The organism is Bacillus sp. JJ1127, from assembly GCF_036965845.1.
Taxonomy (GTDB): domain Bacteria; phylum Bacillota; class Bacilli; order Bacillales; family Bacillaceae_G; genus Bacillus_A.
In genome coordinates, this window is record NZ_JBALQK010000298.1 from 9,977 (window position 1) to 21,053 (window position 11,077).

Consider the following 11,077-nt stretch of genomic DNA (forward strand, 5'->3'; position numbering starts at 1 on the left):
ATTTTTAGTAAATAATACAAATGATTGCCCAATAGCTAGTATGATTAAAATAAGACTTGATTTCATAATTAAAGAAAGCGAATTAAACTGAACAAAACTAGGATTAATCATTCCTACAAGGGCTATATAAATAAGTAATAAAATGATAATGGACGTTTCATGCGTTTTAAATATGTTAGAAAAGCGTTTCATTCCGTTACACCTTCCCTTCCTCCATATGCGAGGCGTGTAACTTCATCTATGCAAACTGCTCCTTCTTCTAAATGGGACACAAGTTTCCCATTCCTCATCACATATACGCGATTTGCTAATTGAACAATTTCTTCTACATCTGAAGAAATTAATAAAATTGCAAGCCCTGACTGTTTTAAATTTTGAATTACCTCATATACTTCTAGTCTTGCTTTCGCATCAATTCCACGTGTCGGTTCATCAAAAATCATTAATTTAGGTTCACAAGCAAGATACTTGGCTAATACAACTTTTTGTTGGTTTCCACCTGATAAAGATGTCATTTTTTCATCTATATTAGGAACAACTATTCGGAACTTTTGAATATACGTCTCCGTTAAAGCGCTTTCTTTTGTAGGATTTAAGAAAAAGTTACTCATTCGCTGCAAAGAAGCTGACGTTATATTCTCTTTAACTGACGCAATTGGAAAAATCCCATTTCCAGCTCGGTCTTCAGGAACATATACAATTCCTGCATCTAATCTTCTTTTCGTAGACCAGCCTGTAACCGGACTCCCTTTCAATAAAATACTTCCAGCCTTTGCTGGTCTTAATCCGTAGATTACTTCTGCTAATTCCGTTCTACCTGATCCAACAACACCAGCAATTCCTACAACCTCCCCAGCATTTACCGTTAGTGATATATCCTGAAATGCATAACTCGATAAATTTGTTACCTCTAATATTTGTTTAAAATATTTCATAATGTTTTGAGGTACCTCTTTCTTCTCTTCATGTTTATAGTTTTTTGGCAGTAATCCCTCCATTAACATGTCATATGTATAATCTGATACATGCCCTTGGCTTACTATCATTCCATCTTGTAAAATAGCTATTTTATTCGCAATTTCAAAGATTTCTGGAAAACGATGCGTAATATAAATCATTCCGATTCCCTTTTTCTTCAAGCTTTTCATCAGCACAAAAAGACTCTTTATTTCGTGAGTTGTTAATGTCGATGTTGGCTCATCTAAAATAAGAATCTCAGCTTCTCTTATTAATCCTCTTAATATTTCTACTAATTGTTGCTGCGCAATTGATAATGAATCCCCAAGTTCATTCAATCTTATGCTCCACCCTAAACTCTTTATTAACTTTTTTACCTTTGTACGAAGCTCTTTCTTTCCAGCTTTTATCCCGATACATATATTTTCTTCGATTGTCATATGAGGAAAAATTAACGGTTCTTGTGGAATTAAATAAACACCATTACAATGCGCTTCTGCTGGATTCGAAAATCTTTGTAATACTCCCTTTACATACATTTCCCCAGTATCATAAGAGTATAAACCTGTTAATATCTTCATCAATGTTGATTTTCCAGCACCATTTCCGCCTACTAAAGCATATACATCTCCACGTTCTAATTCCAAAGTAACCCCATTTAACACAAGTTGATCTGAAAAAGATTTACTTACCTGTTTCACTTTTAATAAGGGTACATTTCCCACATCTTGTCACCTGCCTTTATACAGAACAATTTTTGAGAAAATGATTTTTTGTTCTACTTGTTTTGTAGCATTGTATATCCCTTTTTTCATATCTAGAACACATTTTTCTTGAACATTTTTACTACCTCTATCGGTATAAACAAAAAAGCCAACACATATGTTTAAGCATCGGTCAATTGTTGAAAGGGATGAAGAGGATGTCACAGCTAAACTTTGAAGAAAACTTGTTAACAAAAGTCGCTTGGTATTACTATAAAGATCATTTAACGCAGCAGGAAATTGCTTCATTGCTTCACATCTCAAGAAATAAAGTCGTTCGGTTATTAGATAAAGCACGCGCTGAAGGCATCGTTACATTTCATGTAAAAGGTACCGGTTTACATTGCCTAAGTATCGAGCGTGAACTTATTAAAAGATTTCACTTGCAAGATTCTTTTGTTATTCCTACCCCAATGGAAAATAACCCCAGTTCTTTAGGGAAAGCTGCTGCGCAATATGTAGAAACGCATTTACAGCACGGAGATTTACTTGGCATTGGTTGGGGAGAAACAATATCAAAAATGCTAGAAAACATCCATTTCGAATCATCAATGCAACTTTCTATTGTTACCCTTACAGGTGGCGTAAATCACTATCTTCCTAGAAAACAAAATTATTTAAATCACATGCAAGGAGAACTTCATCTCATTCCTACTCCATTTTTAGCATCTTCAACCGAAATGGCACAAAGCATTCTTTCAGAACCAACAGTCAAAGATATGCTACATGTCGCTTCGCTTGCCAATACAGCAGTCGTTGGTATTGGGGGCCTGTCTCAAGATGCAACGATTATAAAAGAAGATAAATTAACGCTTCGTGAAATGGCCTATATACGGAGTCAAAATGGTGTCGGAGATATTCTTGGACAATTTTACAATACACATGGAGAATTACTAGAACTTCCGCATCACGATCGCCTAATTGGTACACCACTTTCTATTCTTCGAACGATGAAACATGTAGTCGGTGTAGCTGGCGGTGAAGAAAAATTAGATGCAATTTACGGAGCTTTAAAAGGTGAATTCATTCATACATTAATTACCGATGAAGAAACAGCCCTCTCTCTATTAAGAAAGGAAGGTGAATCATAATGTCTTCTCTATTAGCTTATGACGCTGGAACTGGCAGTATAAGGGCCGTCCTTTTTGATTTAAAAGGAAATCAGCTTGCTGTAAGTCAAAAAGAGTGGATTCATAAGCCAGACTCTCGTTATCCTGGTTCTATGAATTTTGATGTGGTAGAGAACTGGAAACTCGTTCAAGAATGCACAAAAGATGCACTTCAAAAAATCAATATGAATCCTTCCTCTATTAAAGCCATTAGTGCCACAAGTATGCGGGAAGGTTTTGTTTTATACGATAAAGACGGTCATGAGATATGGGCATGTGCTAATGTTGATGGTCGTGCTTCTCATGAAGTAAATGAATTAAAACAAATTCGCGCTCATCTTGAAGAAGATTTATATGCCAAATCAGGGCAAACTTTCGCACTAGGCGCCTTACCTAGGCTATTATGGATTCAAAAACATCAACCTGATATATACAAAAACATTCATTCCTTTACAATGTTAAACGATTGGATTCTCTATAAGTTATGTAAAGTGTTACAAATAGATCCGTCAAACGGCTCTACGTCTGGTATATTTCATTTACAAAATAGAACTTGGGATAATTCGATTGCTGAACAATGCGGCCTAACTTTAACATTTGCTCCAAAAGTAAATGAAGCCGGTACAGTTATTGGTAATGTAACAAAACAAAGTGCAGAGCTCACAGGCTTACAAGTAGGAACACCAGTTGTTGCTGGCGGTGGTGATGCCCAAATGGCTTCGCTCGGATCAGGAGTCGTAAATCCTGAACAAACATTTATTTGCGGAGGTAGCTTTTGGCAACAAGAAGTAAATATAGCGAGTCCGCAAACTGATTCAAATGCTCGTATTCGTGTCAATTGCCACGCTATCCCTACACTTTGGCAATATGAAACAATTTCTTTTTTTCCTGGTCTCGTTATGAGATGGTTTCGCGACGCCTTTTGTCAGGAAGAAAAACAGCTTGCAGATGAACTTGGTGTGGATGCTTACGAATTACTAGAGGAACAAGCAAAACAAGTACCTGTAGGATCTTACGGTATTATTCCTATCTTTTCAAATGTAATGAATTATATCTCTTGGCGTCATGCTGCACCTTCTTTCATCAATTTAAGCTTAGATGCTGATAAATGTGGAAAGAAAGAATTATTCCGCGCCCTCGAAGAAAATGCTGCATTTGTAACACTCGGAAATTTAAAGCTAATAGAATCATTAACAGGAAAGTTTCCTTCTGAAGTGATATTTGCAGGTGGTGCTGCAAAAGGTAAACTATGGCCACAAATTGTTGCGGATGTTCTCGGGATTCCTGTCAAAGTACCAGTTGTAAAAGAAGCGGCCGCTTTAGGAACAGCAATTGCGGCTGGAGTTGGCGCTGGAATATATGACTCTATGGAAACAATCTCTCAGAAATTTGTAAAATGGGAAAACACCTATGAGCCGAATACTGAACATCACAAACTATATCAACAATTCTATCAAATATGGAAAGCGGTTTATGAAAAACAACTCCCCCTAGCAGATGAAGGATTCACATCACATATGTGGATTGCACCAGGTGCACTGTAACATATTACACAAAGGAGTGAACAATATGCTTAAAGTAAATGAAGATGATTTCTCCTATCGCTTTGGTAACCATGGTCCCAAATATTTAGTGAAAGGGCCTAACATTGACCTTGGCATTGTAGTCATTCAGCCTGGAAAAGAATTTCAAAATCATTATCATACAACATGCGAAGAAATTTTTTATGCCCTAGAAGGTGAAATTGATTTCTATATTGATAATGAAAGAGTCCCTGTAAAACAAGGTGACGTCTTACAAGTTCGTCCTCATGAATCTCACTATCTTATTAACCACTCAGATCAAATCTTTAAAGCTATCTTTATTAAGTCACCTCATTTACAAGAAAAAGATACTGTACACACAGAAAATCCAAATTTAACAAAGGAGTGATTTACAATGACTTGGGGATTTCAAAATCGATTACATACAATATTGCCTGATGGAAAAGCCGTTATGTTAGCGATTGATCACGGGTACTTCCTAGGACCAATTCACGGATTAGAACAACCATTGGAAACAGTGAAAAATTTACTTCCCTATACAGACTCCCTCTTTTTAACGCGTGGCGTTCTCAATTCCTGCATTCCTGAAGATTGCAAAACACCAATGGTTTTACGTGTTTCTGGCGGTCCAACTGTAGTTGGTAAAGATTTAGCAAATGAAACTATTGTTACACCGATTAAAGAAGCACTGCGGCAAAATGTAGTAGGAGTTGGGGTCTCTGTTTTTGTTGGATCAGATTATGAAACTCAAACTGTTACAAATCTCGCTAACGTCGTCTCTGAAGCACATGATTACGGCTTACCCGTTCTCGGTATTACAGCCGTAGCAAAGGAACTTCAAAAACGAGAAGCACGATTTTTAGCACTTGCATCACGCGTATGTGTTGAGATGGGTGCTGATATTATTAAAACGTATTACTGCGAAGGATTTGAAAAAATTACGGGCACATGCCCTGCTCCAGTCGTCATTGCAGGTGGACCAAAATTAGATTCGATTGAAGATGCTTTAACAATTACATATCAAGCATTGCAAGAAGGGGCAATTGGAGTTGATATGGGCCGGAACATTTGGCAATCTGAACATCCAGCTGCGATGATTCAAGCGATATATGGTATTGTTAAAAATGGATTGAGTGTAAAAGAAGCATTAGAATTATATGAAGATGTGAAGAATTAAAACGAAACTAGTAAAAAATATTCCTTTATAAAATGATGACAGACTAAATAGTAACATTTATGTCTGTCATTTTTTGTTAAAATAAGATTTAAAAGGAGGAATTACAATGAAACGAATGCCCTTTGAACGTCCAACAGATTATTATGATGAACGCATATTCCAAATTGATGAACAAATTTGTTCCTTATTAAAACAACGTAAAGAACTTTCAAATCAAAATCCAGGATTTCCACCTGATGAAGCTATATCTAATTGGGCAAAAAAATATGGATTTTATACAGATTATTTAAATTCATTATTCTCATCAATGAGAGATGAAAACTATTTTAAACCTCATGTTGAGCCAACTAAATTCAAGAGACATTTACCTGTTTTTAAATCCTTTGAACATGAAGAGAGTATATATACAGTAACCTATATTAGACAGTATTCCAATGCTAGCGTTATATATTTATACATAGATTGGGATCCAACAAATGAAACTCTTAATAATAGACATATAAGTAGTTTTTTCGAATTATCCATAAATAACACATATGATTGTCGAACAGAAGGTGGCGGTGGTACAGATGGACATATGAGCTTTAATTTCGTAGTTTCACCTCCTCTCCCTGACAATCCTTCAGGCATCAGTTTATTATTTAAAGAATCTAACATGCCTTTTGCGGACAAGTCAGCCAACCTTGAATTTGTAATCAAGTTAGACTGATACACTGTAATTTTAGTTTCCATAAACTATATAATAGCTATCTCATCAAAAAGAGCATTGAACCAGGGTTCAATGCTCTTTTTAATGTTTAATTGTAGTAATTTAAGACTGTTGATAAGCAGCCTTCGAAGACTTCACATAATACACCGCATGCTCTGCTTTAATAATATGATCTGGTTTTGGTTTCCCGCGACTTTCTCTATGTCCAGCTAAATGTTCTTCACTTGTCTCCCAGTTTTTCCATGCATCTTCAGATTCCCAGCGAATCAGTACAACGACTTCTTCGTCCCCTCTTCTCACCTTTTTAACAAGAACACTTAAGTCGATAAAACCTTCAAATTTTTCAATGATTCCTTCTCCAGTAAAATGTTGAACAACAAGATCTGAAGTACCTTCTTTCACTGTAATCGTTTTCGTTTCGATAAACATATACCCCACTCCCTTTGTATGTAAATATTCTAGTATTCTCCCATTATAATTAGTTATGATAATCATTTTCAATTATAATATTTCAAGCTGATTTTTCTTGAATAGATTCATCAAGAAATTTAAAGTATGGAAGTAGTATTCCAGCTAAAGAAGTTACACATATGATAGATCCAATTAATACATATAACGCCCTTACTCCCCATATTTCACTCAATGTTCCCCCAACTAGAATACCTAGTGGCATCACACCTCTTATTAAAAATAAGCGTACAGAAAATATTTTTCCTATCATATCATTTGGCACAGTTTGTTGACATATTGTCGTGTTATGAACATTAAAAAACGCCATACATACCCCCGCTACAACTTCAATGATAATCGCTAAAAATATGCTATGATTCAGTCCCAGTGAAATATATGTTATTCCCCCTATCAATAACGCTCCAAGCATTAGAAGACGTCTACTATGGTACTGCACTTTCCCAACAAGTATAGAACCAATTACATACCCAAGGGGAAAACCTGCCATAAAATATCCGTAATCAGCATAACCTACCGAAAGCTCCTCTATTATATACGGAAGATTGATAACCATAGTTACGCCAACTCCAAATTGAACAAATGTGAGAAAAACACCTAACCAGACGATAATGGGGTGCTTGAAATAATAGGTGAATCCTTCAATAGATTGCTTTAACCAACTTTTACGAACTGTTTGAGCTACTCTATGTTCCTGTATAAACAATAGTAAAGCACCACTTATAAATAGAAATAAACAAACGAAAAATAAAGTTAGTTTTACTCCTATAAACTCTATAACAATCCCGCCCAATACAGGAGCTAAAAACATCATAAGTCGAGCCATCCCATCAATATACGCATTAGCCGTCTGTAACTGCTCCTTATTCACAATTGTTGGTGTAATCGCTTGACTTGCTGGCACATAAAGAGGTGTAATCAGTCCAACTATCATTTGTACAACATAAACGTGCCAAACTTCTATATTGTTAACGCTCAGCATTGTAAGAGGTAGTAAAAAGGCAAATCCACGAGCCCACTGCGATAAAATCATAATCCACTTTCTACTCCACTTATCGATAAAAGGTCCAATTATAAGTTGTAAAAGGAGTGACGGGATCAGATACAGTAACCACATGCTTCCTAATGCCGTTTTAGAACCTGTTAATTGATACACAAGAATAGAGTTACATAAAGTTCCAAAAGAACCACCTAATTCTGAAATTGCACTACCAATCCACATAAAGAAAAATGATCGATTTCTTAATATATTTCCCACTAGCCACACCAACTTTTCTATTTATCTTTCCTTCTATTGTGTATGCTCTAAGGATAGTTTCTTCTCATTAGATGAATTCTTGAACATTCATTATTACCTATTCAAATAAAGTTCTAACTCTTTCGATATAGCCTCTAATGCTTTCTTTTTCAAAACATATTTTGCTTCTTGAATATCAACTAACTTCGCTGATCTTAAAATTTTCAAATGATGATGAATTGTCGATTTTCCAATATTTAATCGTTCCGTTATCTCTTGCAATGTACGATCTTTTTCAAACAATAATTTTACAATGCGCAATCTCGCTTCATCGCCTAACGCCCTATGTTTATGAACTAAAAAATAACTTGGCTGATATGGATCTTCTGGATTTATGCTTTCATTTGCGAGTGGGTAATGAAATACTTTTGTATCTTCAATATCCGCTTCAATATTCCAAGGTCTGTAGGTTAACTGAGGGATAAGCAGAACATGATGTACGCTTGGCTCTGGAGAATATGTAACACCACCTGTTGCCCACTCAACAAATGCTTCTGATTTCATCTTTTCATTCATTTTACATTTCGTTTCATAATCCTGGTGTAGTATACAAAGTAGCTTGTCTGCTTCAGGGGCAATAACAGCTTCATACCATCCTGTCATAACAGCAATAAGATGTTCTTTAAGTAACTGTATGTCCGCGTTACATATAAACTCAATATAAGTCGAGTAAAATTGATGATTGCGGGTTATCTCTTTTAATTCCTGCACCGCTTGCCCTTCTCTGTTTGCTGCCTTCCTTCTTGTTTCTTGATATTTATCTCCTACAAATGGAAGACATACATACTTTAAATCCACCTCTGATAGCGCGTTTATATGCTCAATAAACTGCGATAAATCGCTAAAATCTTTTTGATACAGTAGTTGTAACAACGCTTTCCACGTATTATGTTTCTCTACAAAATGTAAATGCTCTAACATCTCCATTGATAATGTTTCTCTAATCTCTTCCCACTCACTTTGAGATTTCTCTAACGTATCAATAAGTTTTTTATGCGTAATCGCCGCAATTCCAAGTGCACATTCAAAAAGTAATGAGTACTTTATTTGAACGTCATATGTTTCTCTTTTTCTACTTGTCAAATTCAATACTTCCATTTTTCCCCCTCCTTATTTTGTCATTACTTAAATTCTATAAATATCGAATTTAACCTTCTGTGATTTTAGAATTTTTAATATTTCATAAAAAAAGACGCATAGATAAAAACTATCCATGCGTCTTTTCTGCATTGATCATATGATATCAAGCACTATCCTCTCATAACCAAATCAGCTCTTTGTTTTGGACATTCCATTTTCAAATAAAAATCCTCTGCTTTCCAATATCTATTTTCAAACTTTGAAAGATTCTTTTGTGTCTCCTCACTTTCACGAAGAAACCTTTGTTCTCTTGGACAGTCTAAATACACCATATAATCAAAGAATTCCCTCCATTCTTTACGCTGAAGAAAAACTCCTTCAATTACGATAATGCAAAAGCCAGGAACTATTATTTCTCGCATCTTACATGAGTCCGTTTTATGATCATAGAACGGAAGACTGAACTGATTTTCCAACCTTAGTTTGTTAAAAAAGTTTTGCTGTAGCCACTCAACATCCCACTGTAATTTATAGTATTCATACCATTCTTCATGTGCAGTATTATAACGTTTATTACGTTCTACAATATGATCATCAATATGGAAAATATGAAACGGAATACCTTCTTTTTTTAACTCATCTTCCAGTTTCTTCACTAGTGTTGTTTTCCCTGAACGACTTAGACCATCTACACCTACAACAAACCGATTACTTGTATTTTCAGCAATGACTTTTACTACTGCATTTACATCCATTATCTCTTCCACTCTTCTTCCAGTAATGAATAGATTACAGTATCATGAGCAACATCATTTTGAATCATATATTTTCGAAGTAATCCTTCTTCTTTAAATCCAGCCTTTTTCAGTAATTTATGCGAAGCTTCATTTTCTGTATAAACAACTGCTGCGATTCGGATTAATTTTAGCGTTTCAAATCCATATGTAAGAATTGCTTGTAAAGCCTCAGATGCATATCCTTTTCCCCAATATGTATCATCTAGTTCATAACCAATCTCAGCCCGCTTATGATTTTGATTCATTAAATGAAATCCACATGTACCGATTAATTGATTTGTTCCTTTTAACTCGATCGCCCAGCGTAAAACATTACCCTCTTCATACCTTTTTCTAAAAGTCTGAATCATATTTTTCACCTGTTCCATATTTTGAAAAGAGTCCATTCCGAAATAACGTATGACAGATTCCTTTTCAAAATAACGAAACATCGCTTCTGCATCCAATAATGTTAGTTCTCTTAATACTAAACGCTCTGTTTCTATATTTGGAAACTTCATTTTCTTTCTCCTTCTACTCTAATGAACTACAAATTTCAATATAGTTACCATCTGGGTCAGAAACATAAGCAATCGTTTGTCCCCATGGTTTCGTTATTGGTTCCACTAATACCTTTACACCTTGTTCTCTAAATCTCGAAATTGTTTCGTTAACATCTTCCACAACAAATCCAATTTCAAAGTTAGAGGATTCTGATGTATCATTTGGAATCGATAATCCTGTTAACTCCCTTACGTCCTCTCTACTATTCATCGCTAAAATAGCGGCACCGGTATCAAATTCAATGTATGTACCATGTTCACCTTTTATTGGTAACTGTAAAATATCTTTGTAAAATTGTAGACATTCTTCATAATTCTCTACGTATAAAATGACGTATTTCATTTTTAAATTCATTCTCATTCCCCTTTCAAATCCCCTTCTAAAAATTCGACAAAAGGTTTAAAAAACCTTGTTTCTATCCAATTATAAATAACAAAAAAATAAGACCGATTTCTCGGTCTCAAGCAAGTTGGCATAAAACAGGAGATTGGTTTGGACATAACCAGTTCATACACTAATTATATTTTATTTTTTCTGAATTTTAAATATCTTTAGATACAATACTATCCTTATTCATATTGAGAAAGTTTTTAACAACAACTGCATAAACCAAACGAAATTCCTATAGCACC

General features: G+C 35.1%; 12 protein-coding genes and 1 pseudogene. 5 read left to right on the plus strand and 8 right to left on the minus strand.

Going from position 1 to position 11,077, the window contains the following annotated elements; all coding sequences use genetic code 11:
- Positions 1-192: pseudogene (locus V7183_RS23065) on the minus strand (ABC transporter permease subunit); the annotation flags it as partial.
- Positions 189-1,682 (minus strand): sugar ABC transporter ATP-binding protein, encoded by a 1,494-nt coding sequence (locus V7183_RS23070; protein WP_335360968.1) that lies wholly within the window; start codon positions 1,680-1,682, stop codon positions 189-191. The gene V7183_RS23070 and the pseudogene V7183_RS23065, both read right to left, overlap by 4 nt.
- A gap of 179 nt (positions 1,683-1,861) precedes the next feature.
- On the opposite strand from V7183_RS23070, the gene V7183_RS23075 reads away from it, so the two are divergent.
- The 5 genes from V7183_RS23075 (at position 1,862) to V7183_RS23095 (ending at position 6,260) form a co-directional block, all read left to right on the plus strand.
- Positions 1,862-2,812, plus strand: coding sequence for a sugar-binding transcriptional regulator (locus tag V7183_RS23075; protein ID WP_335360969.1), 951 nt, complete (start codon positions 1,862-1,864; stop codon positions 2,810-2,812).
- A complete protein-coding gene (gene lsrK / locus V7183_RS23080) occupies positions 2,812-4,374 on the plus strand; it encodes an autoinducer-2 kinase (RefSeq protein ID WP_335360970.1) in 1,563 nt (520 codons plus the stop codon). The genes V7183_RS23075 and lsrK overlap by 1 nt, the downstream gene beginning before the upstream one ends.
- A gap of 25 nt (positions 4,375-4,399) precedes the next feature.
- Positions 4,400-4,762, plus strand: coding sequence for a cupin domain-containing protein (locus tag V7183_RS23085; RefSeq protein ID WP_097898842.1), 363 nt, complete (start codon positions 4,400-4,402; stop codon positions 4,760-4,762).
- 6 nt (positions 4,763-4,768) lie between these two features.
- Positions 4,769-5,551, plus strand: a complete 783-nt coding sequence (gene lsrF / locus V7183_RS23090) for a 3-hydroxy-5-phosphonooxypentane-2,4-dione thiolase (protein ID WP_335360971.1) — start codon at positions 4,769-4,771, stop codon at positions 5,549-5,551.
- Between the two features lie 106 nt (positions 5,552-5,657).
- Entirely contained in the window at positions 5,658-6,260 is a 603-nt protein-coding gene (locus tag V7183_RS23095) for a hypothetical protein (RefSeq protein ID WP_335360972.1), read from the plus strand.
- 102 nt (positions 6,261-6,362) lie between these two features.
- Here the strand turns inward: V7183_RS23095 and V7183_RS23100 are convergent, their stop codons facing one another.
- From V7183_RS23100 to V7183_RS23125, 6 genes are all read right to left on the minus strand, one after another.
- On the minus strand, positions 6,363-6,689 hold the full coding sequence (locus tag V7183_RS23100) for an antibiotic biosynthesis monooxygenase family protein (protein ID WP_335360973.1): 327 nt from the start codon (positions 6,687-6,689) through the stop codon (positions 6,363-6,365).
- A gap of 82 nt (positions 6,690-6,771) precedes the next feature.
- On the minus strand, positions 6,772-7,986 hold the full coding sequence (locus V7183_RS23105) for an MFS transporter (RefSeq protein ID WP_335360974.1): 1,215 nt from the start codon (positions 7,984-7,986) through the stop codon (positions 6,772-6,774).
- Between the two features lie 93 nt (positions 7,987-8,079).
- Positions 8,080-9,123, minus strand: a complete 1,044-nt coding sequence (locus V7183_RS23110; RefSeq protein WP_335360975.1) for an ArsR/SmtB family transcription factor — start codon at positions 9,121-9,123, stop codon at positions 8,080-8,082.
- A gap of 152 nt (positions 9,124-9,275) precedes the next feature.
- Positions 9,276-9,860: a kinase gene (locus V7183_RS23115; RefSeq protein WP_335360976.1), complete on the minus strand. Its 585-nt coding sequence runs from the start codon at positions 9,858-9,860 to the stop codon at positions 9,276-9,278.
- On the minus strand, positions 9,860-10,402 hold the full coding sequence (locus tag V7183_RS23120; protein ID WP_097898835.1) for a GNAT family N-acetyltransferase: 543 nt from the start codon (positions 10,400-10,402) through the stop codon (positions 9,860-9,862). Before V7183_RS23120 ends, V7183_RS23115 begins: the two co-directional genes overlap by 1 nt.
- Positions 10,403-10,415: 13 nt before the next feature.
- A complete protein-coding gene (locus tag V7183_RS23125; protein WP_335360977.1) occupies positions 10,416-10,799 on the minus strand; it encodes a VOC family protein in 384 nt (127 codons plus the stop codon).
- Positions 10,800-11,077: the final 278 nt, after the last annotated feature.

What these genes read in the sequence shown, in the direction of transcription:
- V7183_RS23110 (WP_335360975.1), bottom strand. Translation starts at nt 9,123, where the DNA reads ATGGAAGTATTGAATTTGACAAGTAGAAAAAGAGAAACATATGACGTT.
- V7183_RS23120 (WP_097898835.1), bottom strand. Translation starts at nt 10,402, where the DNA reads ATGAAGTTTCCAAATATAGAAACAGAGCGTTTAGTATTAAGAGAACTA.
- V7183_RS23125 (WP_335360977.1), bottom strand. Translation starts at nt 10,799, where the DNA reads ATGAATTTAAAAATGAAATACGTCATTTTATACGTAGAGAATTATGAA.
- lsrF (WP_335360971.1), top strand. Translation starts at nt 4,769, where the DNA reads ATGACTTGGGGATTTCAAAATCGATTACATACAATATTGCCTGATGGA.
- V7183_RS23085 (WP_097898842.1), top strand. Translation starts at nt 4,400, where the DNA reads ATGCTTAAAGTAAATGAAGATGATTTCTCCTATCGCTTTGGTAACCAT.
- V7183_RS23115 (WP_335360976.1), bottom strand. Translation starts at nt 9,860, where the DNA reads ATGGATGTAAATGCAGTAGTAAAAGTCATTGCTGAAAATACAAGTAAT.
- lsrK (WP_335360970.1), top strand. Translation starts at nt 2,812, where the DNA reads ATGTCTTCTCTATTAGCTTATGACGCTGGAACTGGCAGTATAAGGGCC.
- V7183_RS23095 (WP_335360972.1), top strand. Translation starts at nt 5,658, where the DNA reads ATGAAACGAATGCCCTTTGAACGTCCAACAGATTATTATGATGAACGC.
- V7183_RS23100 (WP_335360973.1), bottom strand. Translation starts at nt 6,689, where the DNA reads ATGTTTATCGAAACGAAAACGATTACAGTGAAAGAAGGTACTTCAGAT.